Here is an 18,568-nt window from a genome sequence, read left to right on the forward strand (position 1 = left end):
GGGGAGGAAGAAAAATGAACAGTATACCTTATGTGGTGGAACAAACGAGCAAGGGCGAACGCTCCTATGATATTTACTCACGATTATTGAAAGACCGGATTGTCATGGTGAGTGAGGAAATTAATGATCATATGGCCAATAGTATTGTTGCGCAGCTGTTGTTTCTTGCCGCCGATGATTCGGAAAAAGACATTTCCCTGTACATTAACAGTCCGGGCGGTTCCACGTCAGCCGGGTTCTCAATTCTGGATACGATGCAGTATATTAAGCCTGACGTGCAGACGATCTGTACCGGCATGGCCGCATCGTTTGGTGCGATGATTCTTTTATCAGGAGCTAAAGGGAAACGCTACGCTTTGCCAAACAGCGAAATCATGATCCACCAGCCCCTCGGAGGCGCCAGAGGGCAGGCGACGGATCTTGAGATTTCGGCGAAGCGGATTATCAAGCTGCGGCAGCACATCAATGAAATCATTTCAGAGAAAACGGGCCAGCCGATTAAGAAAGTCGCCGAAGACACCGACCGTGATTACTTTATGAGTGCGGCGGAAGCGAAGGATTACGGCATAGTGGACGATATCATCAAGAATAAACAGTAAGCAGAAAAGGAGCAGGCGGTCTGCTCCTTTTTCTGTTTATGAAGGAGAAGATAAAATTCCAGCAAACCGTTCTGCTTATTCGTTCCAGAGCGTTTACTCCTTTATTTTTGTGCTATAATTGGATTAAGTAAATTTTTTACATATAAAGGGGCGGATTAGGATGGAAATCATGATTACCAGTGGGTTCTTAGCTGTTATCGTCATGGTCACTGTATTTCAATTCATTAAATTATTTAAAGCGGCTTATGAAAAAGGAGAAATTACTCAAGTTAAGCTTCATAAATACATCCTCGTATCGTCAACTGCAGGGCTGGTTACGGCAGTCGGCCTTCCCCTTCTCTTTCTTCACCTCTGGAGTTCCATTACAGGGTAACGTCCCTCGTTAAAAAGACGGCAGCTTAAATTGAAAAAAACCCCTGCGACTGATAACATGAAGAAAAATTGACTTTGTAAATGAGGGAAGGGCCATGCCAAGAGAATCGAAACGGCATAAAATTTTAGAAGCTGCCGCTTTAATTGTAAAAGAACAGGGCAGTGATGCACTGACATTAGATGCCACGGCTAAACGTGCCGAAGTCAGTAAGGGCGGTCTCCTGTATCACTTTTCAACGAAAGAGGCGTTAGTAGAAGGTCTCGTGCAGCATATGAATGAAATCTATCGTCAGAATGTGGAAGAGCTTGTAGGGAAAGAGGCTGAGGATACCGGCAAATGGGCGCGGTCGTTCATTAATGTCATGCATGCGAAAAGTGTGGAAAATGAAACGATCAGTGCGGGCATGCTGGCGGCTCAGGGAATGAATCCCAAGCTGTTGAAGCCTTTACAGGATACATATGCCGACTGGCAGAATCACATTGAGCACGACGGAATGGATCAAGTCGATGCGACGATTCTCCGCCTGGCGGTCGATGGATTATGGCTGTCGGAAATTTTTGGTCTGGGTCCGCTCAATCCAAGCCTTCGTAAAAAAGTGCTGGAGCGCTTAACGGAACAGACGTATCAGAACAACTCATAGCCAAAAAAAGAGGAAAGGCACCTCGATCTGTGATCTCCGGGGCCTCTCCTATCTGTTCATCCCGCTGGAGTCGTCACTTTTTCCGTTCCTTTTAATCAAAAGTGGCTCACGGAACCATTGAAGGATGGAGACTTTTTGAAGGAAGTCTTAGACTCCGCTTGATTTAGTGCTCTATTATGGAAAAAGGGTTTTAGGAAACAGCGAGACTCCTAAGGGAGAGACGAATCAGGTGTGACCCCGGAGGGCTGGAAAGCGAGTTGTTTCCTAAAACCCTTTCCACTTGATCATACAATGATAAAGCAGAAAAAAGTCACCCGATCCTTAACAGGACCGGGTGACTTTACTTTTATACGTGGGCCGGCTGTTTCGCCCGCTCAGCGAACACCTTCTGTGCCTGCTTTACCGCATTGATCACAGTCGGAAAGCCGACGTATGGAATCAGCTGGACCATCGCTTCGACGATCTCCTCTTCTGCCCAGCCTGCATTTAACGCTGTGTTAATGTGCAGCTCCAGCTGGGGAAGACTGCCGGATCCCTGTGTGATCAGGCTGGAAAGCACAGTCAGCGTGCGGTCTTTGCTGCTTAATCCCTTCCGGCTGTAAATATCGCCGTAGGCAAATTCGATAATGTATTTGCCGATATCTGGCGCAAGATCCTCCAGCCCTTTCATCAATTCAAAATGGTTCGTGCCTTTATCTGGATCGGTGTATTCCTGTAATGTTTTCAATCCTTTGTCATAACGGTTCATCTTGGTGTCTCTCCTTTGTTGTCAGGATACATTTCGGTCTTCTTTTGCTTCCTCTGCTTCTCTATCCTGATTGACAAGCTTAATAAATGACCAGCCAAGCATTGGGAGGATGAGGAGCAGTGGAAAACCTCCGACAATACTGATCGTCTGCAGGGTGGTCAGTCCGCCGAGATACATAAAGATCATCGGCAGCACGGACAGGGTGAGTGCCCAGAATAAACGGTTCCAGCGAAGCGGCTCTTCTTCCACGCGTTTTTGTACAACGGAGGCAATCACATAGGAACCAGAATCATACGTCGTGGATAGGAAAATAACCGCAAGCAGTACGAATACGATAATGGCAAACGTGGAGAACGGCAGTTGTGTCAACGTACCGATAATGGCTGCTGCATCCCCCTGCTGGTTCATCGTTTCCACGACAGGGAACTGGCCGGTAAGTTCCAGGTGCATGGAATAGTTTCCTAGAATACCGAAGAACAGGATCGTTCCTAAGCTTCCAAATAGAATCGTTCCGAACACGATCTGCCGGATTGTGCGTCCTTTCGAAATACGGGCGATAAATAAGCCGACAAATGGGGCGTAAACAATCCACCAGGCCCAGTAGAACACGGTCCATCCTTCTGGAAATCCGGAACGCTCGAATGGTCCGAGGTCATTAAATGGTTCGGCCCACAGGCTCATCGTGAAGAAGTTATCCATCATCCGGCCGAGAGCTGTTCCTGTCGATTCCATGATGAAGGTGGTCGGTCCGACAGCAAAAATAAAGATTAGCAGGACGAATGCAAGCCACAGGTTAATATCACTGAGCAGGCGAATTCCTTTTTGCAGTCCAGAATACGCGCTGAATCCGAAGATCATCGTACAGAAAAGTAAAATTATTGATTTCGTCACGATGGTGTCCGGCATGCCGACCAGGTGGTTCAGACCCGCAGAAATGATCGGAGCTGACAGCGCCAGACCTGTACCGCCGCCTCCTAATAATCCAAACATAAACAGTACGTCTACGATTCTGCCAATCGGTCCGTCGGTATATTTTCCGAGGACCGGACGGCAGGCTTCACTGATTTTAAATACGTCCGTCTTTTTCACGAAAAACATGTAGCCGATGGGAAGGGCTGGAATGGCGAACATTGCCCAGGCAATCGGTCCCCAATGGAAGAATCCGTAGGTGGATGCCCATTGAATGGCTTCCTTGGAACCGGGTTCGTGTCCGAATGGGGGTCCTTCATAATAGTAGGCCCATTCAATAACGCCCCAGTAAAGAATTCCGGTCCCGATTCCGCTTGTAAACAGCATGGCTGCCCACGACCACGTTTTAAATTCGGGCTTCGTCTCCTTATCTCCCAGTTTAATATCGCCGTAGCGGCTTACGCCGACAAACAGCAGAAACAGCAGCATGATTAAACCTATAGATAAAAACAAGAATCCTAACTTTTGTGTCACTATATCATTGGCTGCCAGTACAACCTCTTTTCCTCGTTCAGGGAAAATGATCAGGGGCAGTGAGACGCAGATTAACAGCGATAGCGCTCCCCAGAACGTTTTCCAATCCATGAGTTGATTCCTCATGATTGAATCCTCCTTTTTTCATATATATTGTTTTTTCTTTACGTTTTAAAATGTACAATCCAGACGGTTTTCTTTCAAAGTTCAGATTGGTCAGCAAATTAGAGGATATATGAATATATAGAAGATATACAGATTTACAAGACTTTTATCACGGATTTTGACGCTAATCATGTAGTTTCTAATAGGGGTTAGGTCTTTAAACCTTTCAGAGAAGGGGAAGAGCAGCTTTTGGATGTGACTTACAGCACAATCATTTAAAAGGGGGTTGAAAATGAACAGTCTGGTTGGTATACTTTGTACCGTTAAAAAATAATTATAAATTCAAAGGAGGATCTTTTGAATGAAAAATAAAGTATTGCTTACTTCTGCCGTTACAGGGGCAGGAGACACGATAGAAAAGAACCCAAATGTACCTGTGACACCGAAGGAAATTGCGGATTCAGCGATTGAATCGGCGAAAGCCGGGGCTACAGTAGCCCATGTCCATGCACGTGATCCTAAAACAGGCGGGATCAGCCATGATCTCGAGCACTACCGTGAAATTGTAGACCGCATCCGTGAATCCGAAACGGATGTCATTATTAACATTACTTCTGGAGGAGGCGGGGATTTTATCCCGAGCTTAAATACTCCGGCCGCGGGCGGAGACGGAACAGATATTCAAACGCCGGCAGAGCGTCATGAGCCGGTCGGAGAGCTTCTGCCTGAGATGTGTACGCTCGACTGCGGAAGCACAAACTTCGGCGATATGATCTATATGAGTCCGACAGACTGGCTTCGCGATCAGGCGAAAATGATTCAGGAGAGCGGTGTAAAGCCTGAGCTTGAGTGCTTTGATACCGGCCACCTCCGCTTTGCCAATCAATTAGTGAAGGAAGGCTTGATTGACGGAGATCCGATGTTTCAGTTCTGTCTCGGAATCCCGTGGGGAGCGGCCGCTGACGCGGAGACGCTTTTATATATGAAGAACCGTCTCCCGGAAAACGCCCACTGGTCAGCTTTTGGCATCGGCCGTATGCAAATGCCGATTGCGTCTCAAACCGCCCTTCTCGGTGGAAACATCCGTGTCGGTCTTGAAGACAATATTTACCTGTCAAAAGGTGTGCCTGCGACTAACGAACAGCTCGTTGATAAAGCTGTAACGATGCTTCGTGGTCTGGATTTAGAACCGATGACCCCACAAGAAGCACGCGAATATCTCAATCTACGAAACCCGCGGGGAGGCAAATAATTATGAAAATGGCAGTAGTTGGAACAGGAGTTATCGGGAACGGATGGATTGTCCGTATGCTTGCGCAGGGCCATGATGTCGTGGCAACAGATCCTGCGCAGGGAGCCGAAGAACGTATGCGCCAAGCCGTCGATCACGCCTGGCCTTACGTCGAAGCGCTCGGACTTGCAGAGGGAGCTTCCAAAGAACGGTTAACATTTGAAGGTGAGCTGGCTGATGCCGTGAAAGACGCAGATTTCATTCAGGAAAATGTACCGGAAATTGAAGAATTGAAGCAGACGGTGCTGCAGAGCATTGATCAGAATGCGAAGCCGGATGCACTGATTGGATCAAGCACGTCAGGCATTATGCCGTCAGAACTGCAGGCGAACCTGCAGCATCCAGAGCGCTTTGTCGTCGCTCACCCATTCCATCCGGTTTATATCCTGCCGCTGGTGGAAATCGTGCCAGGCAGACAGACAACCGCTGAGAACGTTGAAAAAGCTCATTCCTATTATGAAGGTCTGCAGATGAGTGCACTGCTCGTCCGCAATGAAATTGAAGGGCACATAGCTGATCGTCTGATTGAAGCCATCTGGAGAGAGTCCCTTCACATCGTCAATGAAGGAATTGCGACAACGGAAGAAGTTGACAAAGCCTTTACGCACGGAGCAGGGCTTCGCTATGCCCAGTACGGTCCTTTCTTAACCTTCCATTTAGCAGGCGGGGAAGGCGGCATGCGCCATATGCTGAAGCAGTTCGGCCCCGCATTGAAAAAGCCATGGACGAAGCTTGAAGCCCCTGAGCTTACAGACGAGCTTTATGATAAAGTGGTATCAGGATGTGAGCAGCAGTCCAACGGCCTGACGATGTCAGAGCTTGATCAAAACCGTAACGAATTTTTAATCCGCCTGTACGATTTAGTTCAGGAATATTGGCCGCAAGAGCAGAAAAAAACAGAAGTATAAAGGAGGAACGATGATGCAGAGATCCTTTTCATTTCAACACTCTGTCCCGAAAGAGTGGGTCGATTACAACGGTCATATGAACGACGCTGAATACAACCGGGCCTTCAGTCAGGCAACCGATGCCTTTATCGACTACATCGGGCTTGATGAAAATGCACGCAGTGAGTGGGATTACACGGTTTTCACTTTAGAAACGCATACGTGTTACCTGCAGGAATTGAAAGAAGGCGCGGCATTTGAGATTACAGCGCAGGTTCTTGATTATGACGCGAAGCGCATTCATTTGTTTTTGTCCATGCAGAACGAACAAGGTGAGCTTGCCGCAACCCTCGAAGAAATGCTGATGGGCATTGATCAGAACGAAGGACGCGGCGCCCCTTTTCCGGAATCCGCAGCGGCAGCCATTCAGGGTGTTTATGAGGAGCACGCAGAACAGGAGCAGCCGAAACAAGCCGGACGGGTGATCGGGATTCGAAGAAAATAATGATAGAAAAAAAGCTCAGAGTCCTTGATATGCTTCCCCTTACTTAAAGGAGCCTGTCATAAGGACTTTGAGCTTTTTGTATGCCTTCTTTTACGTCGTTTCACCTTCCACAAGCTTCACATCCAGCACGGTGTTCCGCGGGGTCTCCGCTCCTTCTTCTTCAATCTGATCTATGATGGACGAGCACAGGTTTTTACCGACGGCGTCGATCGGCTAATGGTAGTCAGCTTAGGATGCTGCAGCATGCGCGTGAAGCTATAAGGTGCAAGGGCTGCCTTTTAATCAAGAAGAGTATGGCCTTATCTACAATAAAGAAGTATTCAAGGAAGCAGGAATTAACGCTGAAGAAATTACAACCTATGAAGAATTAGAGAGTGCCGTCGAAGAGCTGGATTCCCAGAAGAGTGACCTCGGGATCGAAGAAGTCTTCACGTTTCCTGCGAAAGAACAGTGGGTGCCGGGTAACCATCTGTCTAATGCCTTCATCGCTTCAGAATTTGATCAGAACGTGTTAGACGCCTTCAACGCAGACACGGTCAGCTTTGAAAGAGGAGAAGAGCTGAAGCGTATGGTCGATTTGCAGAATGATTATTCCATTCAGCCATCGCTGAGCCTGGATTATTCTCAGCAGGTTGAAGAGTACTTCTCACTGGGAGAAGCAGCAATCATTCAGCAGGGCAACTGGATTTACCCGTCTGTTGAACAAATGGATCCTGAGTTCGCGGAGAACAATATGGGCATTCTTCCGATTCCGGTAGAGGGGCAGGAAGGAAAGATGCCTGTCGGGATTCCGAACTACTGGGGTGTCAATGACAACAATGATGACGAGGTCGTTCAAGCTTCCAAAGACTTTATCGATTGGATGTATACATCTGAGGAAGGAAAAGACGCCGTTATCAATGACTTTAATTTCATCCCGGCATACGAAGGTTTTGAAGCTTTCGAAATCTCAGATCCTGTCTCGAGAGAAATCTATGAATATGCAACAAATGAAGAGGCGATTGGCTGGGGCGATGATTTAGGTTCAAATATCTAGCAGTATTTAAGTGATGATATGACGTTGAGGAAGACGCGATTGCCGATTGGGAGAAAGCAAGGGAATAAAGTGTAGATTTTTATTTGGAAATTATATAAAGGAAATTTACTAAGCTCAGTATTTTTAATACTGAGCTTTCAGCTTGTAGAGAAACCCTGTGTTTTACTACAAGCTTTTTTGTGCACCCGTGCGGACAAATACCACTCGCTTTCCGCGGACGAACGCCCGAGCCTCCTCGTGAAAACCCCACTGCGGGGTCTCGGATCGCCCGTTTTTCCGCAGGAGTCTCCTGGAATTTGACCGACCGAAGAAGACTCTCCCTCACCTAACTCACCTCTTTTTTGCAATAAATACTCTTTCTTAAGTTCTATGCAGGAAGATTTAATTGGGGATATAGTAACAAACAACCAAACCTTATCCTTCGGTTTTCATAAGATGATAGTAGGGAAGGAGGGGTGAAATTTGGCCCAATTAGGCTTTTGCAGCTCTAATTCACTGAATGCTGTAAATGATTCGGTGTGCTGCACGATAAATTTGGAGGATACAGGTGAAACACCTGTGACTATATGGGAAGATGCCACGGACTTTGTTATTAATGGAACAATAATGATGGAAAACAATGGAACAACCGATACTTCCCCTACCGTAGAGCTTTATGTGGATGATACTGCGGTGGCGGGGTTTGTATTAGCTCCAGGAGAGTGCAGGTCGATAACTTTAAATGATATTAATTCTATAGGTGTAGTGGGGGAAGGAACAGGTTCTTCTAGTGTTAAAATTTCATTTTCATTGAATTACAAGTTTTAAAGGATGAGAGAAAGTAGGTATATGAATGTGTGCAAGAATTCATTTTTGTAACCACTCTTCTGAACCTGAATGTGCTACCACTAATTCTATGTATGCCTCTAATACAGTAGGAAGTACTGTTTTAGTCTTATTGGGAGGCTCTAATATTCCCCTGCCTAATAATCAAAGCTTAGACGGATTTTCTGTCAATGGTTCGAATACTACATTTACGATACCGGAAGAAGGTCGTTATTATGTTACCTATCAAGTGAATACTACGTTAGGATTGTTAGGTAATACAAGGTTAGTTAGAAATGGTGCGCCGCTTCCGGGTTCCGTTCTATCTCCCGCTGTGTCTGCCTCAAGTTATAATAACGATCTTATAGCCTACTTTAATGCAGGTGACACTATCTCATTACAATTATTTGGATTGGTAGCCACCATAATCCTGGTAGGAGGAGGGGCTACCGGAGCCGCGTTAACTTTGATTCGGTTATCTTAATAGCTAAGAGCTTTAGAAAAATGCATTATATAGGAACCACGGGCAAGCTTCATATAATTTTCATACTTTTTTCATTTCAAAAAATATAAGTCTAATAGGTTTTAAGCCGTTACAAAAAATTGAAAAATTAATAGAAATAGTATTATACAAAAGATTTTTTTAAGGTAGGGTGGTGTATTTAAATGGGAAAAGGTTGTTGTAACAACCTATGTTCAGGCGGGATTAACGATTCAATTTCATGCGAATTTGTCAGAGATAGAGTTTGCAGTGCATGGAGTGTCCCTCAAGGAAATGACCAAGATGTTTATATGGTTTCCGGAGTGAATGTAGTTGCTTCTGGATATTTATCTTATGATGAAGGGCAGCCTGAATTTGTGACTTTTAGATTTTATAACGGCGGTATACAAGTAGGCACTCCAATAGTCGTATATGAAGGGAGTAGTGTAGGATTCACTGCCACAACCTTCACTAGTATCGAAGTTAGTGTATTATCTGGGGAAGTCGGCGATATTGCATCCGGCCAGTTCTGTGTAAGTCCTCGTTATCAAGTAAATTGTGAAACTGACTGATTGGAATAGGGGACTGAATAGTGGCAGGTTGTAGTATATAAATATCTTGCATTTGCGGTGCTTATTCAATAGGTTAGTTAAATGATCCATGCCCTATTAGCGATATCAAGTTATAAACTACCGTCCGTGTCCCTTACATTTTTAGACTTTACAAACAAAGATCATATAGAAAGAAATTATTAAAAGAGGTGATATAAATTGTCAGGTATAAGGTTTAATAATGATGATTGTGGCGATTGCATAAGGGGGCCAAGAGGTCCAGCAGGTCCAGCAGGCCCAGCAGGTCCAGAGGGTCCAGCAGGTCCAGAGGGTCCAACAGGTCCAGAGGGTCCAGCAGGTCCAGAGGGTCCAGCAGGTCCAGAGGGTCCAGCAGGTCCAGAGGGTCCAGCAGGTCCAGAGGGTCCAACAGGTCCAGAGGGTCCAACAGGTCCGGAGGGTCCAGCAGGTCCGGAGGGTCCAGCAGGTCCAGAAGGTCCAGCAGGTCCAGTGGTTACAGAAACTTCTGCCTTTGCGGCGAATACTTCTGAAACGCTAATTGCTGTAGTTCTTGGAGGTACTCCTGTACCATTACCAGATGCTCAAAATTTAGTGAATATCACGGTTGATGGTACTGATACCGTGTTTACCGTGCCTTTAGTTGGCCGTTACTATATTTCTTATAATGTGAATTTTACTGCTGGCTTGCTAATAGGTGCTCGACTATTAATAAATGGAACGCCTCTAGAAGCATCTGAGAGAAGTCCCGTCTTAACCGTAAGCAGCCTTGGAGCTGAAGTTATAATAAATCTAGATGCTGGAGATACAGTGACATTAGAATTATTTGGATTGTTAGGAGCGGCTACTCTTCAATCAGGTCAAGGAGCTGGATTAGCAATCATTAGAATTGATGATGATACAGCTTAAACTATGATAAACAGATTCTATTTTTAGAGTCTGTTTATTTCTTTATTTGCAGTTGAATCTACTTTCTAGTCGTGGTTTACAAGCAGCACCTGTAACAGTCACTTTGCTGTAGGCTATAGATTGGATACTTAAGCATAAATGAATGCAAATGTTAATTGTCAAGCAGTGACTGCAGTTTTTACGGGAAATAGAAACAAAAGACTCACAGGAAAAATCAGATAGTTGGACCTTTAAATTCGTACCATCAGGAGCATAAAGGTAAATGGGAGTTAAGCATGAGAAAGGAAAAGTAACCTTTGTACATAGCGTTCCATCATCCTCGAAAACCTTTAGAGTAAGGTAGCCTTTAACTTCCAGGTCTGATTTATACAATGTTAAATTTCCACCTTCTGGAAGATGGAATGGGATCGTATCTCTACCTGACTTTTTACATAATTCCTTATATGACAAGACATTTGTATCATGGACGTCCTGTTGGTTTCCGTCTTTGTCTGAAAGAAAACAAATAAAAGATTTATTATCTAAGGAGCCGTCTTCTCCACATTTTAATAAGAAATGCACTTTGATATTTAGTTTTCCGAAGCATTCCCCTCCTGAGCAGTTTTGACTGCATTGGACAGCGATCGTATGAAGAGCTGCTACAGTGGCATTAAACGTATGTCCCGGTAAAACAGAAGTCATTCTTTCTTCATTCACATATATATCTAATAATTCACAAGTTCCTGAGTGAGTGATTGAAAATGTAGCAGCAGAAGGTTTCATGCCGATACTCTTCCAAATAACGGAGGGTCCATTATTGGCACAGTTTGATTTAAAATTTATACAGAGACAATCCTCTATTTTCTTTTTTGAAGGAATTGGAAAGCATATATCCTTGCATAATTCTATCTTTTCACTTTGATTGACCCAGTCATATACTACAGGGATATTAATGCAATGGGATTTTTCTTCTATTTCATTTGTCACTATTATACGCCTCTCTTTACAGTCCGTTTATCTTTTATAAATACTATGTACATCAGCCTAAGGTTGTGAATTGGAAAATTAATGGGTATTCATTATTAATTCGAATGTATAGGAGAGAAAAAGAATGCTTAAGGCATATATAAGGTATGATTAAGATGGGATGGAATTAATTAAGAAAAGGTTGGAGTTCATTGGATATCGTATTATTTACCGCAATCATCATCGTTGCTTCCGTTCTGCAGACGAGTACAGGGTTTGGCTTCTCAATTTTGGCCACGCCTTTTTTATTGCTGCTTTTTGAACCAAGAGAAGCGATCCAGATCAATTTAATTCTATCGCTGTTTATATCCCTTGCTTTAATCCGTAAAATTTATAAAGATATCGATTTCGGCATCGTTCAACGCTTTACGATCAGCAGTGCAGCAGGTCTGCCAATCGGCATGGCTGTGTTTCTATGGATTGATATCGTGAAGCTGAAGCTTGGGGTCAGTGTCATCATTCTACTCCTGACGGTTTTGTTGATTTTTAAACTCCGCCTGACCCGGACGAAGAAACGGGACCTGGGAGCGGGCGGGATCTCCGGTATGTTAACGACGAGCATCGGGATGCCGGGCCCGCCGCTTCTGCTTTATTTTTCAGGAACGGAGACGAAGAAAGAGACGCTGCGTGCGACGACGCTTGCTTTCTATTTGTTCATTTATTTAGTGAGCCTGCTCATTCAAGTGACGTTCGCGGGGACGAGTGCGACCATTTGGCTGTGGAGCGCATTTGCGCTGCCGCTCGTATTTGCCGGGATGTATGCCGGGCAGCTGTTATTTCGCTGGATCAGCCCCGGTCTGTTTCGTCTATTTACTTATGTGATTTTGTTATTTACAGGTCTTTATTTGCTCGTTGAGAATCTTTAAGGAGGTTTATTAATGATAGAAGGGAATAGGATTTATTTAAGACCTTTTGAGGTGGAGGATGCTTCTGCTCTTTTGCGCTTGCAGAGGACAAACCGTACGTTCTTTGAGCAATTCTCAATGGAGCGGCGCGACCACTATTATACCATGGATGCTCAGGTAGAAAAGATCAGGCAATATGCTAAAGCCGCTTTGGAAGATCAGCAGTATAACTTTGGCATCTTTACTGTGGAGAAAGACAGGCTTATCGGAACGATCAGTCTTTTTCAAGTGATGCGGGGTGCTTTGCAAAGTGCCTTTATCGGCTACTTTTTAGATAAGGCGCACAATGGACAGGGGTTTACGACGGAAGCGGCTCAGCTGCTCGTTGCGTATGCATTCGAATTCCTGAAGCTGCACCGGATTGAAGCGGGCGTCATGCCTCATAATGAGGGGTCCATACGTGTTCTTGAAAAAGCTGGCTTTCATAAAGAAGGAATTGCCAGACAAAATGTGAAGATTAATGGAAGGTGGGAGGACCATCAAGTGCTTGCTCTCATCAACCCTGAAGATTCTTAACGAAAAATTCCTGAATTTCCCTTGTTTTTCTAGTACACACCCTCTAAGATGGAAGGTAAAAGGTTGCTTTTATACACTAATGTATGAAAGCGGCAAGGGGGAGATCACATGAACGCAAAAGCTATGATGTTAGCCTTAACCACCATTATCATCTGGGGATCGACGTTTGCCGGGATACGCGCCAGTCTTCACGGCGGTTATACAGCAGGCCACCTCGTTCTTGTACGGTATTTAATCGCTTCTGCTGTCTTTCTTTTACTGGCCCTGTGGCCGGGAATTCGCTTTCAGCTCCCCCGCAGGAAGGATCTGCTTACAATCTGCCTGCTCGGCTGGATGGGTATCACCGTCTATCATATAGGAGTCACCTTTGGAGAAATCACGGTTTCAGCAGGAACGGCTGGCATGCTGATCGGCTCTGCGCCCATCTTTACAGCTCTCATTGCCGTCCTGTTTTTAAAAGAACGTCTGGGCTTCTTCGGCTGGGCCGGTCTCGGCGTCGGATTCAGCGGCATTCTGCTTATTACGCTCGGCTCCTCAGGCAGTACCTTCACAATTTCAGAAGGAGCCCTGCTCGTCCTGATGGCAGCTGTAGCGACATCCATTTTCTTTGTTTTTCAAAAGCCTTTATTGGTCCGCTACCGGCCGCTTGAGCTTACAGCCTACTTTACATGGGCGGGCACGCTTCCTTTTCTTTTATTCGCCCCGGGCGTATGGGAATCTGTCGCAGGCGCAACTGTAGAGGCTAATTTATCCGCGCTTTACGTAGGCATATTCCCAGCAGGAGTCGCTTACGTCACTTGGGCAACAGCACTCTCGATCGGGAACGCGAGCACGGTTTCCAGCATGATGTACTTAGAACCTGTCGTAGCCATCTTCGTGGCCTGGGTCTGGCTGCAGGAATGGCCGAGTACGCTTTCACTCATTGGCGGAGGAGTCGCGATATTAGGCGTAGTGGTAGTGAACGGCCTTGGCAAAAAACAGGGCGTTCCTCTGAGAAAAACGGCTTAACCATCAGTCTGCTGAACTTCTCAGGGTGTTGAGAAAGCTAGTACATTGAATCGCGGATATAACTTGATTTTCGCAGATATATTTAAAAAAGCGCCGATATAAATAGAAAACCTCGGATAAAATGCAAAAAACGCTGATAAAAATAAAGATCCTGTCCCTCATGCATGGCATGAGGGGAACCTGGTTTTTTTTGTTTCGCGAGGAAGCTCGGGCGCTCGTCTGCGGAAGGGCATCCGCTCCTGGCGGCAAGAAAAAAAGCTTGCGGATAAACAAGGAACTCCTTTTTTAAATGACCTCCCTGGCAAATTGAATAAAGAAATACACGCTGTAAAATAAAACGGAGGATCCGCTTACGAATAACACGACTTGTCTGCGCTTTCTCGTTAACCATCTCTCCCCTAAATGAAGTAAGCAAGCTAGCAGCACAAACCAGGCTAGAGCCCCTCCAATCACAGCAAGAGGATAGCTAAGGTGAAGATCATTTTCCGACCCCATCATAGGCGTCAATAACCCAACCCACCATAGAAATGTAAAAGGATTAAATGTCGTTATGACTGCTCCCGTCCAGAATGCTTTTAAGAAATGATTTCCTGGTAAAGCGGCAGACTCGTTACTTGCTGTTCCTACACTTTCCACAGTTTTCATTTCTTTAAAAATCCCCATAGCTACATAGAGGAGAACGCCTCCGCCGACCAGCCAGAGCAGTGTGATCACAAGCGAATTCTCGTTGATGAGCGGCATCAGCCATAGCAAAATGGCCGCAAGCACCACAGCATCGCCAAATACAGCCCCTAATCCTACCATTAAGGAAGAGAAGAACCCATACTTTGTCCCATGTTTAATTTCTTCTCCATTGCTCGGGCAGGTCGGGGAAGAAGCAAATCCTATAAAAAATCCACTCAGCAGTAATTTCAGCATTCTTACTCATCCTCTCAATTCTATATTTCGAAAACAATCGAACTATTAATCAAAAAATTATTCGCCTCCTTTTGCATCGATGAAAAATTCGATTAAACCATCTACTGAACGCGGCTCCACCCAGCATTCAATGTTCTTACCTTTACGCTCCATTCTGATCAGCCCGGCATTTCGCAGTTCTTTTAAATGATGAGAAACCGTCGAGGGCACGATACCTAATCCTTCCCCTAATTCTCCCACTGTCATCCGCATTTCTTTCTCTGTACTTAATTCGCCTGGGTAACAATTTTTGGCCAGGTAAAGAAAAATGTTTAACCGGTGAGGGTTGGATAAAGCTTTAAACCTATCACTATACTCTTGTAAGTTAATATTATTATAGTTCGACATGTTTCGAATTATAATTGGGAACAATATAAAAGTCAACTTTCTCAAATGTCTGCTACACTAAAGACAGCAGTTAGGAAACGGGAGGGGATGGATTGCGGAAGAAGTTGATCATTCTATTTCTATTAGTATTTGCATTAGGCGCCCTGATCGATTATATCCGGTTCGACAGCGTCAGCTGGGGCGTCAACCTCATTCAGGCTTTCTTTTTCACGCTTGTATACAGCCTGATGCTGCGGTTGTTCGGCGGCCGGCGTCAACATCGTAAATAGCTAAATAAAGGAGTTGGAAAAAATGTCGGAAAGTCAATGGGACCAACGTTTTTCGGGAGATGGATTTGTGTACGGCACTAAGGTTAACCAGTTTGTTGGTGAGCATGCGGAGGTCCTGCCTGAAAGGGCTAGGGTCGCTTGCTTCGCAGAAGGAGAAGGGCGGAATGCCGTTTATTTGGCGGGACGCGGACATGAAGTCACAGCCTACGATCAGTCACAGGTCGGGCTGGATAAAATGGTGGAGCTTGCTGCCAGACATGGAGTTGAAGTGACGCCGGTGCAGCTCGATTTAACGAAGGAGCGTGCGGGAGAGGCTGAGCATGATGCGGCGGTGATGGTGTTTGGTCACGTGCCGAAGGAGGGGCAGTCGTTTTTAATTGAGAATATGCTGAATGCCGTTAAGCCGGGCGGCGTTATCATGCTTGAGGTGTATTCTGAAGAGCAGCTGGAATATGGTACCGGCGGCCCGCCTTCCTGTGATTTGCTGTATGATCCTGCTGATATGCTCGGCTGGTTGAAGAAATGGAAAATGCTTCATTTCTATTATGGCGAGGCGGTGCGTCATGAGGGAGACCGCCATACAGGACTTGGCCATGTCATTCAAGTGGTGGCGGAGAAACCTTGATAGAATTGCTGACGAGTTCCCGCCTTACTATTAAACAAGCAGTCGGGTTCGGCAACACAATGTATTATTATAATAGAGAAGGCGAGCAAATAGGTGAAGTGAAAGGGAACCGTATAGGGAGAAGAACACTCTTATCCCGTCTGCTGCACCTGCTGCGGTTCAGTACATGGTACAGCCACTATTACCAGTTGGTTGATCCGCAGGACTTGCCGGTCGTTTATTTTGAAAAAGAAGACGGAGCTGCGGCTTCTTTTCATATTTACACGAAGGAGCGAAAGAAGCTGTATACATTGAAAAATAGATCCCGCCTCCAGTTTGAGCTGGTGTTGCTTAATAAGCAGGAAGAGGAGGAAGCCGTGTAGACCGGGGACAGAATGGGAGATTGCCTGCAGGTGACCGCCCGTGACGGCAAGCTGATTGGCCGTTTTTATAAAAAGAAATGGTCCACTCATGCAAAAGAATGGGCAGCACCGGGAGATCAATATGAGATAGAGATAGAAAGCGGCCAGGTTTACAGGGAAGCGGTTCTCGTCCTTCCGGTCATTTTTCACGTTTTGTTTTTTGGAGAAAATCAGGTCCCGGGGGCTTGAATTTTTACGTCTTCCTCCGGTACAAATCCAGTGTTTTATATCCCTGGCCAAGCACTTCTACCATCTGCTGGCGGCGCTTCTCCCGCGTCTTCTCCTGCTTAGCTGAGAAAATCTGACGCGCCCAGTCTTTCTGATAGCCGGGCGTCAGTTTTTCATAGAAAGCCAGCTCGTTTGGATGTTCAGCGAGAAGTGCTTTCACATCTTCCACCTGATTCTCGTAATCTGCTATACACTGGCTCGCAGCCGACGACTTACCTGCCTTTTTCTTCTGCCGCTTTAATCCGACCACAGTAAACACCTCATCCATGCTGACCATGCGGGAGAACTTCACGTCACTTCCTTCCATGTATCCGTCTTCCCCAACCTTTAAAGAAGGAAAGATTTCATCGCGGTGAACGTACGTGCTGAAGCGTTTGTTGCCTTTTTTCGGATAAGCGAAAAATAGGTAGCCATTTTCCAGCAGAAGGTTGTTGTTAATGATATGGTCTGCATGCCGCTTCATATCTTCGACTGTTTCAATAAAAATAAAAATGGCGTCGTGCTGAGTTGAGAGCGTGGGCGGATAGTCTGTAAACAGGTTATAATCGGCAGGATCGTTAAGGACGGCCATATGGGTGTACCGGCTGAGTTTTAACTTATCGATAATCGTCATGGAAGATGCTCCTTTATTTTGATAGTAAAATTATAACAGAATCTTGTATTCCGCCCATAAATTATCAGAAAGCGCCCATAAATCCACTTTTTCGCCCGTAAACCCAGCCATCGTGCCCATAAATTCAAATTTCCTCCCATAACCCCTCTTAATCCGCCCATAAAAAAATTTCCATCTATTGTCTTACAGATTTCGTCAATTTACGCTATACTAGAAATTAGAGAAAACACAGTTTTTGGAGGTACATAATAAAAATGAATAGAAGAGAAAGAAAAAGAATAAAGAGGAAGAAGGGCCGCTGGTGGAAGGTTTCGCTTTTCATATTGGCTTTATTTGTTGTCGTGGGGGGATCTGTACTATACACAGCCTATAATAGTGTGAAGAGTACAGTGGATGAAGATGTGCATGAAACAGTAGATTCGATTGATAATGATGTGACGAAGAAGAAGGTAGAGGATCAGGAGCCTCTTAATATTCTGCTGCTTGGGGTCGATGAACGGGAAAATGACCGCGGCCGCTCGGATACAATGATCGTATTAACGCTTGATCCGAATAATGAGAAGATGCAGATGGTGAGTGTTCCACGGGATACACGTACGGATATTATCGGGCATGGGACCGTTGATAAGATTAATCACTCGTATGCATTCGGCGGCAGTGATATGGCGGTCGATACGGTAGAGAATTTCCTCGATATAGAGATAGATTATTTCTCCCGCGTGAATATGGAAGGCCTGCAGCAGCTGGTCAATGCGGTTGATGGTGTGACGGTTGATAACGAGTTTGCTTTCGATAATGGCAGCTACTCGTTTCCTGAAGGGGAGCAGCACTTAGATGGACGTGAAGCGTTGGCTTACGTAAGAATGCGTAAGGATGATCCGCAGGGAGACGCCGGCCGTAATGAAAGACAGCGCCAGGTCATTGAAGGCGTGATTAGTGAGGGCGCAAGCTTCAGCGGCGTCAACAAGTTCAATGATATTCTGCAGGTGCTCGGGGACAACGTCAGCACGAACATGCAATTTTCAGATATGAGGACGCTGGCGACCGATTATCGAGCAGCACGGAAAAACATCGACACGTATCAAGTAGAAGGGGATGGAACCTATATCGGGGACACCTGGTATTTGCTCGTTCCTGATGGAGAAGTACAGAAGGTGCATCAAATGATTCAAGACTATGCAGAAACATCTTAACGTATACAAGTCAGTCCTTTTTCAAAGGGGCTGGCTTTTTTATATCGCTCTCCACCGCCTATTTTGTCAGATCAAATAGATTCCCTAAAAACACAGGAATTATTTGTAATATA

At 45.4% G+C, this 18,568-nt stretch carries 25 protein-coding genes; 19 read left to right on the forward strand and 6 right to left on the reverse strand.

What is annotated here, in order from left to right; all coding sequences use genetic code 11:
- Positions 1-14 precede the first annotated feature (14 nt).
- The 3 genes from clpP (at position 15) to LF822_RS09380 (ending at position 1,612) form a co-directional block, all read left to right on the forward strand.
- Complete coding sequence (clpP, locus tag LF822_RS09370; protein ID WP_253923770.1) at positions 15-599, forward strand: ATP-dependent Clp endopeptidase proteolytic subunit ClpP; 585 nt, start codon at positions 15-17, stop codon at positions 597-599.
- A 160-nt stretch (positions 600-759) separates the two neighbouring features.
- Complete coding sequence (locus LF822_RS09375) at positions 760-972, forward strand: hypothetical protein (protein ID WP_253923771.1); 213 nt, start codon at positions 760-762, stop codon at positions 970-972.
- 94 nt (positions 973-1,066) lie between these two features.
- A complete protein-coding gene (locus LF822_RS09380; RefSeq protein ID WP_253923772.1) occupies positions 1,067-1,612 on the forward strand; it encodes a TetR/AcrR family transcriptional regulator in 546 nt (181 codons plus the stop codon).
- A 346-nt stretch (positions 1,613-1,958) separates the two neighbouring features.
- Here LF822_RS09380 and LF822_RS09385 read toward each other — a convergent pair whose 3' ends face one another.
- Both LF822_RS09385 and LF822_RS09390 read right to left on the reverse strand, forming a co-directional pair.
- Entirely contained in the window at positions 1,959-2,360 is a 402-nt protein-coding gene (locus tag LF822_RS09385; RefSeq protein WP_253923773.1) for a carboxymuconolactone decarboxylase family protein, read from the reverse strand.
- A gap of 21 nt (positions 2,361-2,381) precedes the next feature.
- A complete protein-coding gene (locus LF822_RS09390) occupies positions 2,382-3,929 on the reverse strand; it encodes a BCCT family transporter (RefSeq protein ID WP_253923774.1) in 1,548 nt (515 codons plus the stop codon).
- 340 nt (positions 3,930-4,269) lie between these two features.
- Here LF822_RS09390 and LF822_RS09395 point away from each other — a divergent pair, with 340 nt between their 5' ends.
- From LF822_RS09395 to LF822_RS09430, 8 genes are all read left to right on the forward strand, one after another.
- On the forward strand, positions 4,270-5,160 hold the full coding sequence (locus LF822_RS09395; protein WP_253923775.1) for a beta-keto acid cleavage family enzyme: 891 nt from the start codon (positions 4,270-4,272) through the stop codon (positions 5,158-5,160).
- A gap of 2 nt (positions 5,161-5,162) precedes the next feature.
- Positions 5,163-6,107 (forward strand): 3-hydroxyacyl-CoA dehydrogenase NAD-binding domain-containing protein, encoded by a 945-nt coding sequence (locus LF822_RS09400; RefSeq protein WP_253923776.1) that lies wholly within the window; start codon positions 5,163-5,165, stop codon positions 6,105-6,107.
- A gap of 13 nt (positions 6,108-6,120) precedes the next feature.
- Positions 6,121-6,591, forward strand: coding sequence for a thioesterase family protein (locus LF822_RS09405; protein WP_253923777.1), 471 nt, complete (start codon positions 6,121-6,123; stop codon positions 6,589-6,591).
- A gap of 262 nt (positions 6,592-6,853) precedes the next feature.
- Complete coding sequence (locus LF822_RS09410; protein ID WP_253923778.1) at positions 6,854-7,627, forward strand: ABC transporter substrate-binding protein; 774 nt, start codon at positions 6,854-6,856, stop codon at positions 7,625-7,627.
- 462 nt (positions 7,628-8,089) lie between these two features.
- Positions 8,090-8,434, forward strand: a complete 345-nt coding sequence (locus LF822_RS09415) for a DUF3992 domain-containing protein (protein ID WP_253923779.1) — start codon at positions 8,090-8,092, stop codon at positions 8,432-8,434.
- Positions 8,435-8,459: 25 nt separating this feature from the next.
- Positions 8,460-8,915, forward strand: coding sequence for a BclA C-terminal domain-containing protein (locus LF822_RS09420; RefSeq protein ID WP_253923780.1), 456 nt, complete (start codon positions 8,460-8,462; stop codon positions 8,913-8,915).
- Positions 8,916-9,097: 182 nt separating this feature from the next.
- Positions 9,098-9,484: an S-Ena type endospore appendage gene (locus LF822_RS09425; RefSeq protein ID WP_253923781.1), complete on the forward strand. Its 387-nt coding sequence runs from the start codon at positions 9,098-9,100 to the stop codon at positions 9,482-9,484.
- Between the two features lie 198 nt (positions 9,485-9,682).
- On the forward strand, positions 9,683-10,387 hold the full coding sequence (locus LF822_RS09430) for a BclA C-terminal domain-containing protein (protein WP_253923782.1): 705 nt from the start codon (positions 9,683-9,685) through the stop codon (positions 10,385-10,387).
- Between the two features lie 42 nt (positions 10,388-10,429).
- Here the strand turns inward: LF822_RS09430 and LF822_RS09435 are convergent, their stop codons facing one another.
- On the reverse strand, positions 10,430-11,353 hold the full coding sequence (locus LF822_RS09435; RefSeq protein WP_371925867.1) for a BMQ_0737 family morphogenetic spore coat protein: 924 nt from the start codon (positions 11,351-11,353) through the stop codon (positions 10,430-10,432).
- A 191-nt stretch (positions 11,354-11,544) separates the two neighbouring features.
- Here LF822_RS09435 and LF822_RS09440 point away from each other — a divergent pair, with 191 nt between their 5' ends.
- The 3 genes from LF822_RS09440 to LF822_RS09450 all read left to right on the forward strand — a co-directional run bounded on the left by LF822_RS09440 (position 11,545) and on the right by LF822_RS09450 (position 13,821).
- A complete protein-coding gene (locus tag LF822_RS09440) occupies positions 11,545-12,258 on the forward strand; it encodes a sulfite exporter TauE/SafE family protein (RefSeq protein ID WP_253923784.1) in 714 nt (237 codons plus the stop codon).
- Between the two features lie 12 nt (positions 12,259-12,270).
- Positions 12,271-12,813 carry a GNAT family N-acetyltransferase gene (locus LF822_RS09445; RefSeq protein WP_253923785.1) on the forward strand — a complete coding sequence of 181 codons (543 nt, stop codon included), beginning with the start codon at positions 12,271-12,273 and terminating at the stop codon, positions 12,811-12,813.
- Between the two features lie 108 nt (positions 12,814-12,921).
- The gene (locus LF822_RS09450) at positions 12,922-13,821 is read left to right on the forward strand and encodes a DMT family transporter (RefSeq protein ID WP_253923786.1); all 900 of its coding nucleotides are present in this window, start codon (positions 12,922-12,924) and stop codon (positions 13,819-13,821) included.
- 285 nt (positions 13,822-14,106) lie between these two features.
- On the opposite strand, the gene LF822_RS09455 is transcribed toward LF822_RS09450, so the two are convergent.
- The gene (locus LF822_RS09455) at positions 14,107-14,739 is read right to left on the reverse strand and encodes a LysE family translocator (RefSeq protein WP_253923787.1); all 633 of its coding nucleotides are present in this window, start codon (positions 14,737-14,739) and stop codon (positions 14,107-14,109) included.
- 57 nt (positions 14,740-14,796) lie between these two features.
- Positions 14,797-15,126, reverse strand: a complete 330-nt coding sequence (locus LF822_RS09460) for an ArsR/SmtB family transcription factor (RefSeq protein ID WP_253923788.1) — start codon at positions 15,124-15,126, stop codon at positions 14,797-14,799.
- A gap of 92 nt (positions 15,127-15,218) precedes the next feature.
- On the opposite strand from LF822_RS09460, the gene LF822_RS09465 reads away from it, so the two are divergent.
- The 4 genes from LF822_RS09465 to LF822_RS09480 are packed head-to-tail and all read left to right on the forward strand — an operon-like array spanning position 15,219 to position 16,610.
- Positions 15,219-15,395 (forward strand): hypothetical protein, encoded by a 177-nt coding sequence (locus tag LF822_RS09465; protein WP_253923789.1) that lies wholly within the window; start codon positions 15,219-15,221, stop codon positions 15,393-15,395.
- A 22-nt stretch (positions 15,396-15,417) separates the two neighbouring features.
- Positions 15,418-16,020, forward strand: coding sequence for a class I SAM-dependent methyltransferase (locus tag LF822_RS09470; protein WP_253923790.1), 603 nt, complete (start codon positions 15,418-15,420; stop codon positions 16,018-16,020).
- Positions 16,017-16,382, forward strand: a complete 366-nt coding sequence (locus LF822_RS09475; RefSeq protein ID WP_253923791.1) for a hypothetical protein — start codon at positions 16,017-16,019, stop codon at positions 16,380-16,382. The genes LF822_RS09470 and LF822_RS09475 overlap by 4 nt, the downstream gene beginning before the upstream one ends.
- Before the next feature lie 30 nt (positions 16,383-16,412).
- Positions 16,413-16,610: a hypothetical protein gene (locus LF822_RS09480; RefSeq protein WP_253923792.1), complete on the forward strand. Its 198-nt coding sequence runs from the start codon at positions 16,413-16,415 to the stop codon at positions 16,608-16,610.
- 4 nt (positions 16,611-16,614) lie between these two features.
- Here LF822_RS09480 and LF822_RS09485 read toward each other — a convergent pair whose 3' ends face one another.
- Positions 16,615-17,262 carry a YdeI/OmpD-associated family protein gene (locus LF822_RS09485; protein WP_253923793.1) on the reverse strand — a complete coding sequence of 216 codons (648 nt, stop codon included), beginning with the start codon at positions 17,260-17,262 and terminating at the stop codon, positions 16,615-16,617.
- A 254-nt stretch (positions 17,263-17,516) separates the two neighbouring features.
- Here LF822_RS09485 and LF822_RS09490 point away from each other — a divergent pair, with 254 nt between their 5' ends.
- Positions 17,517-18,455: an LCP family glycopolymer transferase gene (locus LF822_RS09490; RefSeq protein ID WP_253923794.1), complete on the forward strand. Its 939-nt coding sequence runs from the start codon at positions 17,517-17,519 to the stop codon at positions 18,453-18,455.
- Positions 18,456-18,568 lie beyond the last annotated feature (113 nt).

The organism is Halobacillus sp. A5, from assembly GCF_024189315.1.
Taxonomy (GTDB): domain Bacteria; phylum Bacillota; class Bacilli; order Bacillales; family Halobacillaceae; genus Halobacillus_A.

Bases quoted from the DNA above. Each gene is read 5' to 3' on its own strand.
- LF822_RS09390 (WP_253923774.1), bottom strand. From the start codon at position 3,929: ATGAGGAATCAACTCATGGATTGGAAAACGTTCTGGGGAGCGCTATCG.
- LF822_RS09425 (WP_253923781.1), top strand. From the start codon at position 9,098: ATGGGAAAAGGTTGTTGTAACAACCTATGTTCAGGCGGGATTAACGAT.
- LF822_RS09485 (WP_253923793.1), bottom strand. From the start codon at position 17,262: ATGACGATTATCGATAAGTTAAAACTCAGCCGGTACACCCATATGGCC.
- LF822_RS09460 (WP_253923788.1), bottom strand. From the start codon at position 15,126: ATGTCGAACTATAATAATATTAACTTACAAGAGTATAGTGATAGGTTT.
- LF822_RS09450 (WP_253923786.1), top strand. From the start codon at position 12,922: ATGAACGCAAAAGCTATGATGTTAGCCTTAACCACCATTATCATCTGG.
- LF822_RS09400 (WP_253923776.1), top strand. From the start codon at position 5,163: ATGAAAATGGCAGTAGTTGGAACAGGAGTTATCGGGAACGGATGGATT.
- clpP (WP_253923770.1), top strand. From the start codon at position 15: ATGAACAGTATACCTTATGTGGTGGAACAAACGAGCAAGGGCGAACGC.
- LF822_RS09490 (WP_253923794.1), top strand. From the start codon at position 17,517: ATGAATAGAAGAGAAAGAAAAAGAATAAAGAGGAAGAAGGGCCGCTGG.
- LF822_RS09420 (WP_253923780.1), top strand. From the start codon at position 8,460: ATGTGTGCAAGAATTCATTTTTGTAACCACTCTTCTGAACCTGAATGT.
- LF822_RS09380 (WP_253923772.1), top strand. From the start codon at position 1,067: ATGCCAAGAGAATCGAAACGGCATAAAATTTTAGAAGCTGCCGCTTTA.
- LF822_RS09375 (WP_253923771.1), top strand. From the start codon at position 760: ATGGAAATCATGATTACCAGTGGGTTCTTAGCTGTTATCGTCATGGTC.
- LF822_RS09455 (WP_253923787.1), bottom strand. From the start codon at position 14,739: ATGCTGAAATTACTGCTGAGTGGATTTTTTATAGGATTTGCTTCTTCC.
- LF822_RS09395 (WP_253923775.1), top strand. From the start codon at position 4,270: ATGAAAAATAAAGTATTGCTTACTTCTGCCGTTACAGGGGCAGGAGAC.
- LF822_RS09470 (WP_253923790.1), top strand. From the start codon at position 15,418: ATGTCGGAAAGTCAATGGGACCAACGTTTTTCGGGAGATGGATTTGTG.
- LF822_RS09405 (WP_253923777.1), top strand. From the start codon at position 6,121: ATGCAGAGATCCTTTTCATTTCAACACTCTGTCCCGAAAGAGTGGGTC.
- LF822_RS09445 (WP_253923785.1), top strand. From the start codon at position 12,271: ATGATAGAAGGGAATAGGATTTATTTAAGACCTTTTGAGGTGGAGGAT.
- LF822_RS09385 (WP_253923773.1), bottom strand. From the start codon at position 2,360: ATGAACCGTTATGACAAAGGATTGAAAACATTACAGGAATACACCGAT.